The sequence below is a fragment of the Bradyrhizobium sp. 18BD genome, from assembly GCF_054185225.1.
Window position 1 is genome coordinate 1 of record NZ_JAVAYL010000028.1, and the last position, 16,196, is coordinate 16,196.

The following is a 16,196-nucleotide window of genomic DNA, read 5'->3' on the forward strand; positions in this document are numbered from 1 at the left end:
CCTTGACTAGAGCTGCGCGCGCCATCTCCACGCTTCCACGGTCGGGACGAAGAGCTGGCCTGCAATCGAACAAAGAGCTGACCATAAACCTTGACACACCAAATCCCCATGTGAGCAATCCAGACTGTCTCTGCGGTGGGATTCTGGATTGCTTCGCTGCGCTCGCAATGACGAAAACAACAAAGAACATTCGCAGGGGGGAACATCAGTGACTGACACATTCGACTTCGTCGTCGTGGGCGCGGGCTCCGGCGGCTGCGCAGTGGCGGGGCGGTTGTCGGAGGATGCGGCGACATCCGTCGCGCTGCTGGATGCGGGCGGACGCAACGACAATTGGCGGATCACCACGCCGTTCGGACTGGCGTTGCCATACAAGGCGGCCAACTGGGCCTTCGACACCGTACCGCAGAAGGGATTGAACGGCCGGATCGGCTATCAGCCGCGCGGCAAGGGGCTCGGCGGCTCCTCGGCGATCAACGCCATGGTCTATATCCGCGGCCACAAATCGGACTACGACCACTGGGCTTCGCTCGGCAATGCCGGCTGGTCGTATGCCGACGTGCTGCCCTACTTCAAGCGCTCGGAGAACAATGCCGATTTCGACGGCGCCTATCACGCCAAAGGCGGCCCGCTGCATGTCAACAGGCTGCGCGCAGACAATCCGATCCATGACGTCTTCCACCAGGCTGCGCGCGAGGCGCAGTTCCGCATCCGCGAGGACTTCAACGAAGAGGATCATGAAGGGCTCGGCAGCTACCAGGTAACGCAGCACAATGGCGAGCGCTGGAGCGCGGCGCGCGCTTATCTGCAACCCCACATCGACAAGCGCGGGAATCTTCGCATCGAGACGGGCGCGCATGCCACGCGCATCCTGTTCGAGGGCAAGCGCGCGGTCGGCGTCGAATATGTGCAGGGCAGGCAGACGAAGCAGCTGCGCGCCCGCCGCGAGGTGATCCTCGCCGCGGGCGCGTTTCAGTCGCCGCAATTGCTGATGCTGTCGGGCATCGGCGACGGCGAGGCGCTTGACAAGCATGGCGTCGGCGTCGTGCATCATCTGCCGGGCGTCGGGCAGAATCTGCAGGACCATCCGGATTTCGTGTTCGTCTACGCCTCCGACTATCCGCACTTCGCTCACGCCTCGCTCGGCCGGCTGCCATCCCTGCTCCGCGCCATTCAGCGCTACCGGCGCGAACGGCGCGGCCTGATGACTACCAATTTCGCCGAATGCGGCGGGTTCCTGAAGACGCAGCCCCAGCTCGACGTGCCTGATATTCAGCTCCACTTCGTGGTCGCGATGCTCGACGACCACGGCCGCAAGAAGCACAAGGAAGCGGGCTTCTCCTGCCACGTCTGCCTGCTCCGGCCGAAGAGCCGCGGCAGCGTCGCGCTCGCAAGCAACGATGCGATGCAGGCACCGCTGATCGACCCGAACTTTTTGGGCGAGGAGGACGATCTCGAGACCATGGTCGCGGGCTTCAAGACCACGCGCAGCCTGATGGAAACGCCCGCGCTGCGCGCGCTTCAGACGAAAGACATGTTCACCGCGAATGTGCGCACCGACGACGACATCCGCGCGCTGCTGCGCGCGCGCGTCGATACGGTCTATCATCCCGTCGGCACCTGCCGGATGGGCACGGATGCGATGGCCGTGGTCGATCCGAAGCTGAAGGTGCACGGCGTGGAGGGCTTGCGGGTCGTGGACGCCTCGATCATGCCGACGCTGATCGGGGGCAATACCAATGCGCCGACCATCATGATCGGGGAGAAGGCGGCGGATATGATCAAGGCGGAGATGCGGTAGCTCTCTCCCTCTCCCCGCAAGCGGGGAGAGGCGAAGTGGGGCTCAATTGAGCAGGAACCCACCGTCGACCGTAATCACACTCCCCGTCATGTACCGCGACGCCTTCGACGCCAGCAGCAGGATGGCGCCGTCGAGATCGGACTCGGCGCCGACGCGGCGCTGGGGGATGCGTTTTGCCAGGCGCTCGCCGGCGGGCGTCGACCAGAACGCGTGGTTCATCTCGGTGTCGATGTAGCCGGGCGCGAGCGCGTTGATGCGGATGTTTTGGCCCGCGAGCTCCAGCGCCATCGCTTTGGTTGCCTGGAGGATGCCAGCCTTGGAGATCGCATAAGGTGACACCGCCTTGAGCACACCGGTGCCGAGCACGGAAGCGATGTTGACGATGTTGCCTTCCTGCTTGCGCGCGATCATGCGCCGCGCGACTTCGGTCGCGAGGAAATAGGCGCCCTTGAGATTGGCGCCGATCACGGCGTCCCAATCGGCTTCTGTCTGCTCGGTCGCGAGCTTCTCGATGGCGATGCCGGCATTGTTGATCAGCACCGTGACGGGGCCGAGCGCCGCTTCCGTCGCATCGACCGCCTTCGCGATCGATGCGGTGTCGGTGACATCGAGCGCGACAGCGGCGGCGCGGCCGCCCTTGCCGCGGATTTCTTCCTCAAGGCTCTTCAATTTGTCGGTCTGCCGTGCCGCCAGCGCGACGGCCGCGCCATGAGCCGCCAGCACACGGGCAAATTGCCGCCCCAGCCCCTGGCTCGCCCCGGTGACGAGGATGGTTTCTTGACTGACGTCGAATAGGTCTGACATGTGGCGCAATCCCTGAGCTTTGGAGCCACCAATACAGACGATTTTAGCGATCTGAAACCGGAATGATCGGTCCGGCGTTCATTCGTTCCATCGTTCCATCCGAGGTTGGGCTCGCGCTCATGAACAGCTTTGATCTTGCCGTCTATGCCGCGCTCGCCATTGCGATCGGCTTCGGTTTCAGGACCGGCCTGCTCCAGAGCGCCATGACCATCCTCGCCTATCTGCTCGCAGCGCCGATCGCGGTTGCGCTGATGCCGCTGATCGCGCCGCAGATCGCAGGCAATCCGAATCCGCCGCTGCTGCAGAACTGGATCTGGTTCTTCGGCATCTTCCTCGTCGTCGGCATGCTGTTCGGATATATCGGGCGCCTGGCGCTGAGCGACACGGTTCGCGACGCCGGGATCGGCGACCGGCTCGGCGGTGCGGCGCTCGGCGCCATCAGGGTCGGGCTCGTCGCCACCACGCTGGTGCTGGTGTTCGACCAGATCGTGCCGGCCAACCGCCAGCCGCCTTTCCTGGCCGGCTCGCAGCTGCGGCCGCTGTTCTCGCTGGTCGGCCAGATGGGCTTCAAGACGCTGCCGCCGGAGGCCGCCGCCGCGATCGACCGCCTCAAGCAGGAGCGGCGCATCTGAAGCGCGATCGGATCTTTTCCGGATCATGCCCGCACATTTGCATCGCAGCGCGGACGCGCATGCATTTTGACGCGGGCCCCTCCCTTATCAGCGGCATCGATGTTGGATAGAGTGCGGCCCGTCCAAAACCTGCCTGACATTATGGGAGTGAAACAGTGGATCTTGGGATCAAAGGTCGCCGCGCCATCGTCTGCGCATCCAGCAAGGGCCTCGGCCGCGCTTGCGCCATCTCGCTGGCCGAAGCCGGCGTTGACGTCACGCTGACCGCGCGCGGCGCCGAAGCCCTGAAGAAGACGGCCGACGAAATCCGGAAGGCCTACCCGGGCGTGAAGGTCACCGAGATCGTCGGCGACATCACGACGCCCGCCGGCCGCGAGGCCGTGCTCAAGGCCTGCCCCGAGCCGGACATTCTGATCAACAATGCCGGCGGCCCGCCGCCCGGCGATTTCCGCAACTGGACCCGCGACGACTGGATCAAGGCGATCGACGCCAACATGCTCACCCCGATCGAGCTGATCAAGGCGACCGTTGACGGCATGATGGCGCGCAAGTTCGGCCGCATCGTCAACATCACCTCGGCCGCGGTGAAGGCGCCGATCGATATCCTCGGTCTCTCCAACGGCGCCCGCGCCGGCCTCACCGGCTTCATCGCCGGCCTGTCGCGCAAGACCGTGATCAACAACGTCACCATCAACGGCCTGCTGCCCGGCCCGTTCGAGACCGATCGTCTCACCGGCACCGCGAAGGCCGAGGCCGACAAGCGCGGCACGACGCCGGAGCAGATTTTGGCCGAGCGCGCAAAACTCAACCCGGCCGGCCGCTTCGGCCAGCCCGACGAGTTCGGCTATGCCTGCGCCTTCCTCTGCGGCGCCAAGGCCGGCTTCATCACCGGGCAGAACATCCTGCTCGATGGTGGTGCTTTCCCCGGAACGCTGTGAGAGCGGTCTGGTACGAGCAAACGGGGCCGGCGGCGGACGTTCTCACCTATGGTGAGATGGCGACGCCGGTCACAGGCCCAGGCGAAGTTCGCATTCGCCTGGAAGCCTCCGGCGTCAACCCCGCCGATGTCGGCCGGCGCGGCGGCAGCTATCGCGCAATGGAGTATCCGCGCGTCATTCCCAACAGCGACGGTGCGGGATTCGTCGACCAGATCGGCGATGGCGTGACGCGCTTCAAGGTGGGCGATCGCGTCTGGCTGTTCAACGGTCAGCGTAACGGCCGCGCTTTCGGTACCGCGGCCGAATATATCGCGCTTGCCGAGCCGCTGGTGACATCGCTGCCGGACAATCTGTCTTTTGCGGAAGGCGCAACGCTCGGCATCCCCGCGATGACGGCATGGTGCAGCCTGTTTGCCGGCGGACCGATCGTCGGCAAGACAGTGCTGGTCACCGGCGGCGCCGGCGCAGTCGGCCATTATACGGTGCAGCTCGCGAAATGGGGCGGCGCGCAGGTGATCGCGACCGTCAGCTCGGCGATGAAGGGCGAGCAGGCGCGGCGAGCGGGCGCCGATCTCGTCATCAACTATAAAGATGACGACGTCGTCGCCAAGGCGATGGCGTTCACCGGCGGCCGCGGTGTCGACCATGTCGTCGATGTCGATTTCGGCGGCAACATCGCGACCACCCTGAAGCTGATGGCCGTCAATTCGACCATCGCCGTCTACGCCACCAACGGCAACCGCACGCCTGTGGTACCGATGCGCGAGCTGATGGAGAAATGCATCAACCTGCGATCGCTGGTACTGTTCGCACTGCCGCCTGCGTTGCTCGCAGCGGCGCAAGCCGACATCTCGAAGTGGCTGGCGGCAGGGCCGCGGATCCACAACGTCGCGGCGCAGTTCGCGCTGTCGGACACCGCCCAGGCCCATCTCGCCGTCGAGAAGGGCGACAAGCTCGGCACCGTGATCGTCGACTGCGCGCGGTGAGAGCTAGGAGACAGGCGTGGTCCGCTCGTCGGACCAGTCGATGCCGAGCTCGTCCATGCCGTCGGCGAGCAGATCGCCCAGCATCGGCTCGCCCAGGAGGTACTGCACGGCCTCGCGGCGAGGGGCCTTGAATTCGGCGCGGGCCTCGACGGCGCGGGCACGCAGATCGTCCCACTCCTCCACATCACCGTCGCCGCGGCCGAGCCACATCAGCGTGACCAGGTCGAGCTGCTCGTCCTCGTTCAACGCCCGGATGAAGCCCGCGAGTTCACTCGCGACCGGATCGGACGAGGTGTCTTCCAGCACGTCGATCTCATCATCGTCGGCTGCGTTGGAGCCCGAGTCCGGATCGGAGGCCCCTTCCTTGACGTCGAATTCGCGCGCCTTCTCGATGATGAAGGCGACCTTGTCGGTGGAAATGGCAAGCTCTGGCATTGGGCTCCCCTCGGCGCGTCGTTCGTGGTTCCAGGTTCCTGCAATAACGCAACATCACGACAGATGATCCATTGCGTTCGACGGCGGAAGGCCGCATCTTTCGCGAAAGCAAGAAAATGCAGGGGGCGCAGCGCATGCAATGGACGGTGGGCAAGGTCAGGATCACGAAGCTGGTCGAAATGGAGACGGTCGGCTCGACCCGTTTCATCCTCCCCGCGGCGACCGATGATGAAATCCGCAAGCTGCCCTGGCTGATCCCGCATTTCGCCACGGAAGAGGGCCGGCTGAAAATGTCGATCCATTCGCTGGTGGTGGAGACGCCGACGCGCCGCATCGTGGTCGACACCGGCCTTGGCAACGACAAGCAGGGCCGCGGCGTGCCGACCTGGAATAACCGGAGCACGCCGTTCCTGGAGACGATGACCGCGGCGGGCTTTCCGCCTGAGAGCATCGACACCGTGCTGTGCACCCATCTTCACGTCGACCACGTCGGCTGGAACACGAAGCTGGTCCAGGGCCAATGGGTGCCGACCTTCCCCAAGGCGCGCTATTTGTTCGGCAAGACGGAATACGAGTACTGGCGCGACTATACGGCCGAGCCGGACAAGATCGCGGTGTTCAACGATTCCGTGAAGCCGGTCGTCGATGTGGGCCTCAACGACCTGATCCCGAGCGACCACCGTATCTGCGAGGAGATCAGCGTGATCCCGACCCCCGGCCACAGCCCCGGGCATATGAGCGTCCTGATCGAGTCCGGCGGCGAGCAGGGGCTGCTCAGCGGCGACGTCGCCCATCATCCCTGCCAGATGGCGCATCTCGACTGGTGCTCGGTCGTCGACAGCGATCCCGCCCAGTCGGCCGCGAGCCGGCTCAAGCTGTTCTCGCGCTTTGCCGACACCCCGACACTGGTGATCGGCGGACATTTCTCGGCCGGGCACATCAAGCGGGACGGTGATGCGTTCAGGTTTGTGGCGCTGGGCTAGATCTCGTGCCCCGGATGCTGCGCAGCACGAAGTGATGCGCTGCTAAGCCGGGGCCCACGATTGTAGCAATCTGGGTCCCGGTTCTGCGCCGCACCGCTTCGCGCTGCGTCGCGTCCGGGACACGCAGCCCAGTGCGTCCGCCCACCGAATCCGGAAGCCTGCAATGCACCCCTCTTTGGGCGGTTGAATTTCCCGTCGCCCTGTTCCATGAAGCTCTTTAACCGATCAGTCCATCCCAAGGAGAAACGAGAATGAAGCTTGTTCGTTATGGCGAAAAGGGTGCGGAAAAGCCCGGCCTGATCGATAAATCCGGCCAGTTGCGCGACCTGTCGGCGCATGTGAAGGATCTGACCGGCGAGGCCTATTCGCCGGAATCCCTGAAGAAGCTGGCCGCCATCGACCCCGCTTCGCTGCCCGCCGTCTCCGGCAAGCCGCGCTTCGGCGCGCCCGTGACCGGCATCTCGAAATTCATCGCCATCGGCCTCAATTACAGCGACCACGCCAAGGAGACCGGCGCGGCGATCCCGACCGAGCCGATCATCTTCATGAAGGCCAACACCTCGCTGTCCGGCCCGAACGACGCGGTCGAGAAGCCGCGCGGCTCGACCAAGCTCGACTGGGAAGTCGAGATCGCCGCCATCATCGGCACCCGCGCCAAGTACGTCTCGGAAGCCGACGCGCTGAACCACGTCGCCGGCTATTGCGTCTGCAACGACGTCTCCGAGCGCGCCTTCCAGATCGAGCGCCTGGGTCAATGGACCAAGGGCAAGTCGCACGACACCTTTGGCCCGGTCGGACCGTGGCTTGCGACCAAGGACGAGATCAAGGAAGTGCAGAACCTGTCGATGTGGCTCGACGTCAACGGCCAGCGCCGCCAGACCGGCTCGACCAAGACCATGATCTTCTCGATGGCCAAGTGCATCTCCTACGTCTCGCAGTTCATGACGCTGCTGCCGGGCGACATCATCACGACAGGCACCCCGCCCGGCGTCGGCCTCGGCATGAATCCGCCGACCTTCCTCAATGTCGGCGACGTCATCACGCTCGGCATTGAGGGCCTCGGCGAGCAGCGCCAGGAGATCGTCGCGGCGTAAGGTTCTCCGACCTCTCCCCGTCATTGCGAGGAGCCCGCGACAAAATTGCGAAGCAATTTTGCGCGGGCGACGAAGCAATCCAGACTATTTCCACAGAGACAGCCTGGATTGCTTCGCTTCGCTCGCAATGACGAAAAATAACTGCCGGTCACCCCGTAGGACATTCCCATGAAACTCTCCTTCTCCGCCGCCTCGCCCTTCGCCCGCAAGGTGCGCATTGCCGCGATCGAGCTCGGGCTGATCGACAAGATCGAACTCACGCCGGCAACCGTCGCGCCGGGCACGGCCAACGAGGACTATTCCAAGATCACGCCGCTGAAGAAGCTGCCGGTGCTGATCACCAATGACGGCGACGTCATTCTGGATTCCTATGTCATCGTCGAATATCTCAACGAGATGGCCGGCGGCAGCCTGATCCCGGACTACGGCCCGCGGCGCTGGAAAGCCAAGACCAATCACTCGCTGATCAACGGCATGCTCGATTCCATGCTGCTGTGCCGCTACGAAAAGATGGTGCGGCCGCAGGGCCTGCAGTGGCAGGCATGGTCGGACGACCACTGGAACCGCGCCTGGACCGGCATGGCGCGCTTCGAGAACATGCCTGACGTTCTGAACGGCCCGTTCGACATCTCCCAGATCGGCCTCGTTTGCGTGCTCGGCTATGCCGACTTCCGTTTCGCCGATTGCGGCTGGCGCAAGGCTTATCCGCAACTCGACGCTTTCCACCAGAAGATGCTGGAGCGGCCCTCCGTGAAGATCTCGGTGCCGCCGGCGGCGTAGCGAAGAGTTGGCGGGAGAATGACGATGCACGATCGGTTCTCCCGTCTCACAAGCTTCAGTGCGAGCCTCGTGCTCGGGCTCTCCGTCTCAGCCACCGATCTACGGGCCGAGAGCGTGACGCCTGGACAACGCCATCAGGCCTGCGGATCACCGTCATGGATCGACGATGGCTGGGAGACCGCCTCGCTCGACAGTGTCGGCATGGACGAGGCGCGGCTTTGCGGCATCGCCGCGCGGCTCGAGCAGCGGGCAACCGCAGTCCATTCGATCGTCGTGGTCAGGCATGGCAAGCTCGTCTTCGAGCAATATTTCCCCGGCTACGACCAGCCGTGGGGACAGCCCGAAGGCCGGCACGAATTCACCGCCACGACCAGGCACGACATGCGCTCGGCAAGCAAGAGCGTGACCTCGCTGCTGGTTGGAATCGCGATCGACCGCAAGCTCATCGCAGGCGTCGACGAGCCCGTTCTGAAATTTTTCCCCGACTACGCAGCAGTGAAGCAGCAGGGATGGGACGCCATCACGCTGCGCCATCTGCTGACGATGTCATCGGGTTTTAAATGGGACGAGGCGCGGGCCTGGACCGATCCGAAAAACGACGAGCCGCATCTCGTCACCGAGCCGGATCCGCTTGGCTATATATTGTCGCGACCGGTCGCAGCATCGCCCGATACGCTGTGGACTTACAGTGGTGGCAGCACAGAGCTGCTCGGCAACATCGTCGAGCGCGCCTCGAAACAACCGCTGGAGGCATTCGCACGCGAGGTGCTGTTCCAGCCGCTCGGCATCACGGATGTCGAATGGAAACCCTATAAGAACGGCAAGATCGCAGCGGCCGCGGGCCTGCGCCTGCGGCCGCGCGATGCGGCAAAGATCGGCCAGCTCGTGCTCAATCGCGGCCAGTGGAACGGCCAGCAAATCGTCTCGGCCGACTGGATCGCACAATCGATCACGCCGCGCTTCCAGGCTGTCGGTTATTTCGGCGGCACGCTGTTCTACGGCTATCAATGGTGGATGGGCCGCTCGCTCGCCGGCGGCAAGGACATCAAATGGGTGGGCGCCTTCGGCTGGGGCGGGCAACGCATCTTCATCGTGCCCGAGCTTGATCTCGTCATGATGACGACCGCCGCGCAATATGGCCAGCCCAAGGAAGGCATGGCCGCGATCGACATCCTCTCCAATATCGTCATTCCATCGGCGCGCGACGCGCACTGACAACAGAGGAAGCGAGCATGAGCCTGAAATACGCGGTCGGCGATCTCACCATCCAGCGCGTCATCGAGCAGGAGACTTCCTTCGTCCCGGCACTGGAGATGCTGCCGGGACTGACGCCCGAGGCCCTTGCCGAGAACCGGGACTGGATGCGCGAGGCGCGGGCGCTGGACGAACAGGACGTGCTGCTGCTGTGCTTCCAGTCCTACGTGGTGAAGACGCCGCACCACACCATTCTGATCGACAGCTGCATCGGCAACGACAAGCCGCGCCCCAATCGGCCGAAATGGAATATGAAGACCGACGACACCTATCTGCGCGAGCTCAACGCCGCCGGGTTTGCGGTCGATGACATCGATTTCGTGATGTGCACGCATCTGCATGTCGATCACGTCGGCTGGAACACGCGGCTGGAGAATGGCCGCTGGGTGCCGACCTTCCCCAGGGCACGCTACGTGTTCGCCAAGCAGGAATTCGACCATTGGTCGGAGCAGAATGCGAAGACGGAGATTCCGCCCTTCGCCGACAGCGTGCTGCCGGTGGTCGAGGCGGGGCGCCACGAGCTGGTCGGCAATGATCACCAGATCGGCGATCACGTCCGTATCCTGCCGACACCGGGCCACACGCCTGGCCACGTCGCCGTCACGATGGGCCGCGGCAAGGACGACGCCGTGTTCTCCGGCGACCTCATGCACTCGCCGCTGCAGACGCTCTATCCGGAGCTGTCGATCAAGTTCGACGTCGATCCGGCCGCTGCTGCAAAAACGCGCCGCGGTTTCCTGGAACGCTATTGCGACACCGACACGCTGTGCTGCACGGCGCATTTCCCGTCACCGTCGGTGGGGAAGATCCGGCGCAAGGGCAACGCGTTCGTGTGCGAGTCGGTTTAGCGAGCTGCCGTAGGGTGGGTTAGCTCTGCGGCTACGCGAAGCGTAGGCGCTGAGCGTAACCCACCTCTTTAGGGTCTACAGGACAGAAGCGGTGGGTTACGCCTTCGGCTAACCCACCCTACGATTCCACCCGAGTGGAGAGATTCGATGGCTGCACTCCCCGACATCCCCCTGCCCGCCGGCATCCGCTCGCGCACTATCGACGGCATCAACGGCTTGCGCATGCATGTGCTGGAAGCCGGCTTCGAGACCAAGGGGCGGCCATGCATCCTCTTGCTGCACGGCTTTCCCGAGCTCGCCTTCTCCTGGCGCAAGGTGATGCCGGCGCTGGCGGCCGCGGGCTACCACGTGATCGCGCCGGACCAGCGCGGCTACGGCCGCACCACGGGATGGACTGCCGACTACGACGGCGATCTCACGCCGTTCTCGCTGCTCAACCTAGTGCGCGACGCGCTCGCCCTGGTGTCGGCGTTCGGCTACAGGCAGGTCGATCTCGCCGGACATGATTTCGGCAGCCCGGTCGCGGCGTGGTGCGCACTGATAAGGCCGGACGTATTTCGTTCGGTGACGTTGATGAGCGCGCCGTTCGGCGGCGCACCGCAGCTGCCCTTCAACACCGTCGATAGCCCGGCGAAGCCTGCGGTCGAAGATCCCGTGCATCGCGAGCTTGCCGCGCTGCCGCGTCCGCGCAAGCACTATCAATGGTACTATTCGACACGCGAAGCGAATAACGACATGCAACGCGCGCCGCAGGGCGTGCATGATTTCCTGCGCGCCTACTATCACCACAAGAGCGCGGACTGGACCGACAACAAGCCCTATCCGCTGAAGTCGTGGTCGGCGGGCGAACTCGCAAAACTGCCGACCTACTACGTGATGGACGCCGGCGAGACCATGGCCGAGACGGTCGCCAAGGAGATGCCTTCGCCCGCCGCGATTGCCGCCAACCAATGGCTGCCGGACAGCGACCTCGCTTTTTACAGCGCCGAATATGGCCGCACCGGATTCCAGGGTGGGCTGCAATGGTATCGCTACGGCACGACGGGCATTCTCAACAGCGAGATGCAGCTGTTCGCCGGGCGGAGCATCGACGTGCCCTCCTGCTTCATCTCGGGCAAGCAGGATTGGGGCACCTATCAGCGCCCTGGCGTGTTCGAGGCGATGCATGGACGCGGTTGCACGAAGATGCTCGGCTGCCATCTCGTCGACGGCGCCGGTCATTGGGTCCAGCAGGAGCAGCCGGCCGAGGTCAGCCGCCTGCTGCTCGACTTCCTGGAGAAGGCAAAAGCCGCCTAATTTGACCCGGGAACCGGGGCGCCCTATATTGTTTAGAATAATTCTAAACTGATGAAACAGGGCCACCGTGAAGACTTTTGCCGAACTGACCGAGCGCGAGGTGCTTGCGGTCGCGATCTCCTCCGAGGAGCAGGACAGCCGCATCTACATGACCTTCGCCGAGGACCTCCGCGAGCGCTATCCGGATACGGCGAAGATCTTCGAGGAGATGGCCGAGGAGGAACGCGGCCACCGGCATCGCCTGCTCAAGCTCTACGAGGAGCGGTTCGGTCCGCATCTGCCGCCGATCCGCCGCGAGGACGTCAAAGGCTTTCTGCGCCGGCGCCCGATCTGGCTGACCAAGAACCTGCCGCTCGACACGATCCGCAAAGAGGTCGAGACCATGGAGCTCGAGGCCGAGCGCTTCTACGCGCGCGCCGCCGAGCAGGCCGAGGATGTCGGCGTGCGCCGCCTGCTCGGCGATCTCGCCGAGGAAGAGAAGCATCACGAGAACCGCGCGGTCGCGCTGACCGACGAGATTCTCAAGCCCGACGTGCGCGCCGAGGAAGACCGCACGCGGCGGCGGATGTTCGTGCTGCAATATGTGCAGCCGGGCCTTGCCGGCCTGATGGACGGCTCGGTCTCGACACTGGCGCCGCTGTTCGCGGCCGCCTTCGCCACGCATCAGAACTGGCAGACTTTTCTCGTCGGCCTCGCCGCCTCGATCGGCGCCGGCATCAGCATGGGCTTTGCGGAGGCGCTCTCCGATGACGGCTCGCTGACCGGGCGCGGCTCGCCCTGGCTGCGCGGCATCACCTGCGGCGCGATGACGACGCTGGGCGGGCTCGGCCACACCGCGCCCTATCTCGTGCCCGACGACTGGGCCAACGCGTTCTGGATCGCGACGGGAATCGCGGGCGTGGTCGTGTTCTTCGAGCTATGGGCGATCGCCTTCATCCGCTCGCGCTACATGGACACGCCGTTCCTGCAGGCCGTGTTCCAGATCGTGCTCGGCGGCGCGATCGTGCTGGCGGTGGGAATCCTGATCGGGGCGGCGTAGCTGCCTCGCATTCAGTGTCACGCCCCTTGTGACATGGCAATCGCCATCAAACGGCGGTTGCGACATTCCGCCAAACTGCGCATCATCCCTCCAGTGAAGCGCGGGAGCATGTCGTGGCGAAATCGGAATGGAGTTTCAAGAGTGCGGTCGAGCTGTCGGCCGCACTCACCGCAAGGAAGGTGTCGGCGGTCGAGCTCACGCAGGATGCGATCGACCGCATCGAACGTCACGACGGCAAGGTCAATGCGATCTGCGTGCGGGATTTCGACCGCGCGCTCGGCGCCGCGCGCGATGCGGACGCGGCACTCGGTCGCGGCGAGCGCAAGCCGCTGCTCGGCCTGCCCATGACCGTGAAGGAATCCTACAACGTCGCCGGCCTGCCGACGACCTGGGGCATTCCCGCCCAGAAGGATTTCATCGCGAAAGAAGACGCCTTGCCCGTCACGCGGGTCAAGGATGCCGGCACCATCGTCATCGGCAAGACCAATGTGCCGCTCGGGCTCAGCGACTGGCAGAGCTACAACGACATCTACGGCACCACCAACAACCCCTACGATCTCGGCCGCACGCCGGGCGGCTCGTCCGGCGGCTCCTCGGCGGCGCTCGCCGCGGGCTATGGCCCGCTGTCGATCGGCTCGGACATCGGCGGTTCGCTGCGCGTGCCGGCGTTCCATTGCGGCATCTACGCCCACAAGCCGACCTTCAACCTCGTCGCGATGCGCGGGCATGTTGCGCCGCCGGCGCCGCCACTGCCATTCGAGCGCGATCTCTCGGTGATCGGCCCGATGGCGCGCAGCGCCGCCGATCTTTCGCTCGTGCTCGACGTGATGGCCGGCCCCGACCCGATCGAAGCAGGCATCGCATACAAGCTCGACCTCCCCGCCGCGCGTCACACCGCATTCGGCGATTTCCGCGTGCTGGTGATCGACACGGATCCGGTCATGCCGACCGACATCGCCGTGCGCGGCAGCATCAACACGCTCGCAGACAATCTCGCCAAGGCCGGCGTGAAGATCGCGCGGAGCAGCCCGCTGCTGCCGGATTTCGCGGCGTCCTCGCGGCTCTATATGCGGATGCTGATGTCGTTCCTCGCCGCAAGTTTTGCGCCTGATATCTATGCCGGTGCCAAGGCAGCCGCGGCCGCGCTCCCCGAGGGCGACAACAGCCTCGCCGCCGAGCGGCTGCGCGGCATCGCGCTGAGCCATCGCGATTGGGTGGCGGCAAATGCCGGGCGCACGCGGCTGCGCGCGCAATGGCGGGAGCTGTTCGAGACCTTCGATGCGGTGATCTGCCCGGTGATGCCGACCGCTGCCTATCCGCACGACCATGCGCCGGACCAGGAAATGCGCCGCATCAAGATCGACGGCAAGGAGCACGTCTATACGGACCAGCTTGCCTGGCCCGGCATCGCGACGCTGCCCGGCCTGCCCTCCACCGCGATCCCGACGGGATTTGCGCCGGATGGCTTGCCGATCGGGGTGCAGATCGTCGGCCCGTGGCTGGAGGATCGGACGCCGCTCAAACTGGCCGAGCTGATCGAGCGCGAGTTTGGCGGGTTCGTGCCGCCGCCTTTGTTCAACGATTAGTTTTTCCATCATTGCGAGCGAAGCGAAGCGATCCAGAATCCTTGCGCGGTGGCGGTCTGGATTGCTTCGTCGCTTCGCTCCTCGCAATGACGGAGTAAAATGGCGGAGGAGGGAAAAGCATCATGAGCCAGGACCTCGAACAGCTCACAGCACTCAACCGCGACTACGTCGCCTCGGTGCAGACCTGTGACGTCAAGCGCTTCGACGAGATCCTGGCGCCGGAGTTCTATTGCTCCAATCCCGACAAGACGCTGGTCGACCGCGCCGCCTTCCTGGAGCAGACCGCGCGGCCGATCGCGATCCGCAATCTGCACGCCTACGACGTCGTGATCCGCATCATGGGCGATTTCGCGATCATCCACGCCGCGACGAGCTACACCACGGCGGATGGGCAGCAGGCGACCGGACGATACACCGATTGCTGGGCGAAGCAGAACGGCAAGTGGCTGGCGGTGTCGGCGCACGTGTCGCGGTGAGCGCTTTCCTGTAGCCCGGATGGAGCGAAGCGAAATCCGGGACAGCTCCATCCGCGACAGAGATCCCGGATTGCGCTTCGCTCCATCCGGGCTACGAACACTGCGCTCGCGTCAGCTATCAAACACAATCACGCTCCGCAGCGTCTTGCCGGCTTTCATGTTGGTGAAGCCCTCGTTGATCTCGCTGAGCTTCAGCTTGGCCGAGATCCAGTCCTCCAGGTGAAGCCGGCCGCGCAGGTAGAAATCGACCAGCCGCGGCATGTCGACGCGAAAGTGGTTCGAGCCCATCGACGAGCCCTGGATCCGGCGCTCGCGCAGGAAGTCAAAACCGTGCAGCTCGATCTTCTGGCCGAACGGGATCATGCCGACGATGGTGGCGGTGCCGCCTGAGGCGAGCATGCCAAAAGCCTGCTCGGCGGTTTCCTTGCGGCCGAGCACCTCGAAGGAGTGATGCACGCCGCCATTGGTGAGGTCGCGCACCTGCTTCACGACGTCGCCGTCGGCGGGACTGATGATGTCGGTGGCGCCGAGCTTGGTCGCGAGCTGGAGCTTTGCCGGATTGCTGTCGATGGCGATGATGCGGCCGGCGCCGGCGATCTGCGCGCCGTTGATCGCGGCCATGCCAACGCCGCCGCAGCCGATCACGGCCACGGTCTCGCCCGCGGTCACCTTCGCCGTGTTCACCACCGCGCCGTAGCCGGTGATGACGCCGCAGCCGATCAGCGCGGCGAGATCGAGCGGCATTTCCTTCCTGATTTTGACGATCGCGTTCTCGTGCACCAGCATCTGCTCGGCGAAGGACGAGAGATTGAGGAACTGGTTCAGCTTCTCCGGCCTGTTCCACTGCATCCGGTTCGACGCGCCGGGCCGCATTTTGACCGTCGTGTCTGTGCAAAGCACCGTGCGGCCGGTAGTGCAATTGTCGCAGGTGCCGCAGAACACAGACAAGCAGGTGACGACGTGGTCGCCCGGCTTCACGTAAGTGACGTCGGAGCCGACCTGCTCGACAATGCCGGCGGATTCGTGGCCGAGCACCGCGGGCAGCGGATGCGGATAAAGGCCTTCCATGAAGTGCAGATCGGAGTGGCAGAGGCCGGCGACGGCGGTGCGGATCAGGACCTCGCGCGGACCGGGCTTCGGCAGGCTGACATCCTCGATGACCAGCGGCTTGTTGACTTCATAAAGGACGGCGGCCTTCATCGAGCACTCCCTATCGCGTTTTTTGTTTGATCGTGGAGTGCAGC

16 protein-coding genes are annotated in these 16,196 nt (G+C 64.6%); 13 read left to right on the forward strand and 3 right to left on the reverse strand.

Features of this window, described 5'->3' with window-relative positions:
* The first annotated feature begins 208 nt into the window (after positions 1-208).
* Positions 209-1,801, forward strand: coding sequence for a GMC family oxidoreductase (locus tag RAD16_RS35890; protein WP_458162589.1), 1,593 nt, complete (start codon positions 209-211; stop codon positions 1,799-1,801).
* A 42-nt stretch (positions 1,802-1,843) separates the two neighbouring features.
* Here RAD16_RS35890 and RAD16_RS35895 read toward each other — a convergent pair whose 3' ends face one another.
* Positions 1,844-2,605 (reverse strand): SDR family oxidoreductase, encoded by a 762-nt coding sequence (locus RAD16_RS35895; RefSeq protein WP_458162590.1) that lies wholly within the window; start codon positions 2,603-2,605, stop codon positions 1,844-1,846.
* 119 nt (positions 2,606-2,724) lie between these two features.
* Here RAD16_RS35895 and RAD16_RS35900 point away from each other — a divergent pair, with 119 nt between their 5' ends.
* From RAD16_RS35900 to RAD16_RS35910, 3 genes are all read left to right on the forward strand, one after another.
* A complete protein-coding gene (locus RAD16_RS35900) occupies positions 2,725-3,237 on the forward strand; it encodes a CvpA family protein (RefSeq protein WP_326898097.1) in 513 nt (170 codons plus the stop codon).
* A gap of 155 nt (positions 3,238-3,392) precedes the next feature.
* Positions 3,393-4,175 (forward strand): SDR family oxidoreductase, encoded by a 783-nt coding sequence (locus RAD16_RS35905; protein ID WP_063686725.1) that lies wholly within the window; start codon positions 3,393-3,395, stop codon positions 4,173-4,175.
* Positions 4,172-5,161 carry an NADPH:quinone reductase gene (locus RAD16_RS35910; protein ID WP_458162591.1) on the forward strand — a complete coding sequence of 330 codons (990 nt, stop codon included), beginning with the start codon at positions 4,172-4,174 and terminating at the stop codon, positions 5,159-5,161. The genes RAD16_RS35905 and RAD16_RS35910 overlap by 4 nt, the downstream gene beginning before the upstream one ends.
* A 3-nt stretch (positions 5,162-5,164) precedes the next feature.
* On the opposite strand, the gene RAD16_RS35915 is transcribed toward RAD16_RS35910, so the two are convergent.
* The gene (locus RAD16_RS35915) at positions 5,165-5,596 is read right to left on the reverse strand and encodes a DUF3775 domain-containing protein (RefSeq protein WP_458162592.1); all 432 of its coding nucleotides are present in this window, start codon (positions 5,594-5,596) and stop codon (positions 5,165-5,167) included.
* Positions 5,597-5,730: 134 nt separating this feature from the next.
* On the opposite strand from RAD16_RS35915, the gene RAD16_RS35920 reads away from it, so the two are divergent.
* The 9 genes from RAD16_RS35920 to RAD16_RS35960 all read left to right on the forward strand — a co-directional run bounded on the left by RAD16_RS35920 (position 5,731) and on the right by RAD16_RS35960 (position 14,952).
* Positions 5,731-6,579: an MBL fold metallo-hydrolase gene (locus RAD16_RS35920; protein WP_458162593.1), complete on the forward strand. Its 849-nt coding sequence runs from the start codon at positions 5,731-5,733 to the stop codon at positions 6,577-6,579.
* Positions 6,580-6,830: 251 nt separating this feature from the next.
* Positions 6,831-7,673: a fumarylacetoacetate hydrolase family protein gene (locus RAD16_RS35925; protein WP_458162594.1), complete on the forward strand. Its 843-nt coding sequence runs from the start codon at positions 6,831-6,833 to the stop codon at positions 7,671-7,673.
* Positions 7,674-7,841: 168 nt separating this feature from the next.
* A complete protein-coding gene (locus RAD16_RS35930; protein ID WP_458162595.1) occupies positions 7,842-8,453 on the forward strand; it encodes a glutathione S-transferase family protein in 612 nt (203 codons plus the stop codon).
* Positions 8,454-8,477: 24 nt separating this feature from the next.
* Positions 8,478-9,668: a serine hydrolase domain-containing protein gene (locus tag RAD16_RS35935; protein WP_458162596.1), complete on the forward strand. Its 1,191-nt coding sequence runs from the start codon at positions 8,478-8,480 to the stop codon at positions 9,666-9,668.
* A gap of 17 nt (positions 9,669-9,685) precedes the next feature.
* Positions 9,686-10,555: an MBL fold metallo-hydrolase gene (locus RAD16_RS35940; protein ID WP_458162597.1), complete on the forward strand. Its 870-nt coding sequence runs from the start codon at positions 9,686-9,688 to the stop codon at positions 10,553-10,555.
* A 147-nt stretch (positions 10,556-10,702) separates the two neighbouring features.
* Positions 10,703-11,851 (forward strand): alpha/beta fold hydrolase, encoded by a 1,149-nt coding sequence (locus RAD16_RS35945; protein WP_458162598.1) that lies wholly within the window; start codon positions 10,703-10,705, stop codon positions 11,849-11,851.
* 67 nt (positions 11,852-11,918) lie between these two features.
* Entirely contained in the window at positions 11,919-12,890 is a 972-nt protein-coding gene (mbfA, locus tag RAD16_RS35950) for an iron exporter MbfA (RefSeq protein WP_458162599.1), read from the forward strand.
* Between the two features lie 113 nt (positions 12,891-13,003).
* Positions 13,004-14,476: an amidase gene (locus RAD16_RS35955; protein ID WP_458162600.1), complete on the forward strand. Its 1,473-nt coding sequence runs from the start codon at positions 13,004-13,006 to the stop codon at positions 14,474-14,476.
* 122 nt (positions 14,477-14,598) lie between these two features.
* The gene (locus tag RAD16_RS35960; RefSeq protein ID WP_458162601.1) at positions 14,599-14,952 is read left to right on the forward strand and encodes a nuclear transport factor 2 family protein; all 354 of its coding nucleotides are present in this window, start codon (positions 14,599-14,601) and stop codon (positions 14,950-14,952) included.
* Between the two features lie 111 nt (positions 14,953-15,063).
* Here the strand turns inward: RAD16_RS35960 and RAD16_RS35965 are convergent, their stop codons facing one another.
* A complete protein-coding gene (locus RAD16_RS35965; protein WP_458162602.1) occupies positions 15,064-16,152 on the reverse strand; it encodes a Zn-dependent alcohol dehydrogenase in 1,089 nt (362 codons plus the stop codon).
* Positions 16,153-16,196 lie beyond the last annotated feature (44 nt).

Bases quoted from the DNA above. Each gene is read 5' to 3' on its own strand.
- RAD16_RS35895 (WP_458162590.1), bottom strand. From the start codon at position 2,605: ATGTCAGACCTATTCGACGTCAGTCAAGAAACCATCCTCGTCACCGGG.
- RAD16_RS35900 (WP_326898097.1), top strand. From the start codon at position 2,725: ATGAACAGCTTTGATCTTGCCGTCTATGCCGCGCTCGCCATTGCGATC.
- RAD16_RS35915 (WP_458162592.1), bottom strand. From the start codon at position 5,596: ATGCCAGAGCTTGCCATTTCCACCGACAAGGTCGCCTTCATCATCGAG.
- RAD16_RS35920 (WP_458162593.1), top strand. From the start codon at position 5,731: ATGCAATGGACGGTGGGCAAGGTCAGGATCACGAAGCTGGTCGAAATG.
- RAD16_RS35925 (WP_458162594.1), top strand. From the start codon at position 6,831: ATGAAGCTTGTTCGTTATGGCGAAAAGGGTGCGGAAAAGCCCGGCCTG.
- RAD16_RS35930 (WP_458162595.1), top strand. From the start codon at position 7,842: ATGAAACTCTCCTTCTCCGCCGCCTCGCCCTTCGCCCGCAAGGTGCGC.
- RAD16_RS35935 (WP_458162596.1), top strand. From the start codon at position 8,478: ATGCACGATCGGTTCTCCCGTCTCACAAGCTTCAGTGCGAGCCTCGTG.
- RAD16_RS35940 (WP_458162597.1), top strand. From the start codon at position 9,686: ATGAGCCTGAAATACGCGGTCGGCGATCTCACCATCCAGCGCGTCATC.
- RAD16_RS35945 (WP_458162598.1), top strand. From the start codon at position 10,703: ATGGCTGCACTCCCCGACATCCCCCTGCCCGCCGGCATCCGCTCGCGC.
- RAD16_RS35960 (WP_458162601.1), top strand. From the start codon at position 14,599: ATGAGCCAGGACCTCGAACAGCTCACAGCACTCAACCGCGACTACGTC.
- RAD16_RS35965 (WP_458162602.1), bottom strand. From the start codon at position 16,152: ATGAAGGCCGCCGTCCTTTATGAAGTCAACAAGCCGCTGGTCATCGAG.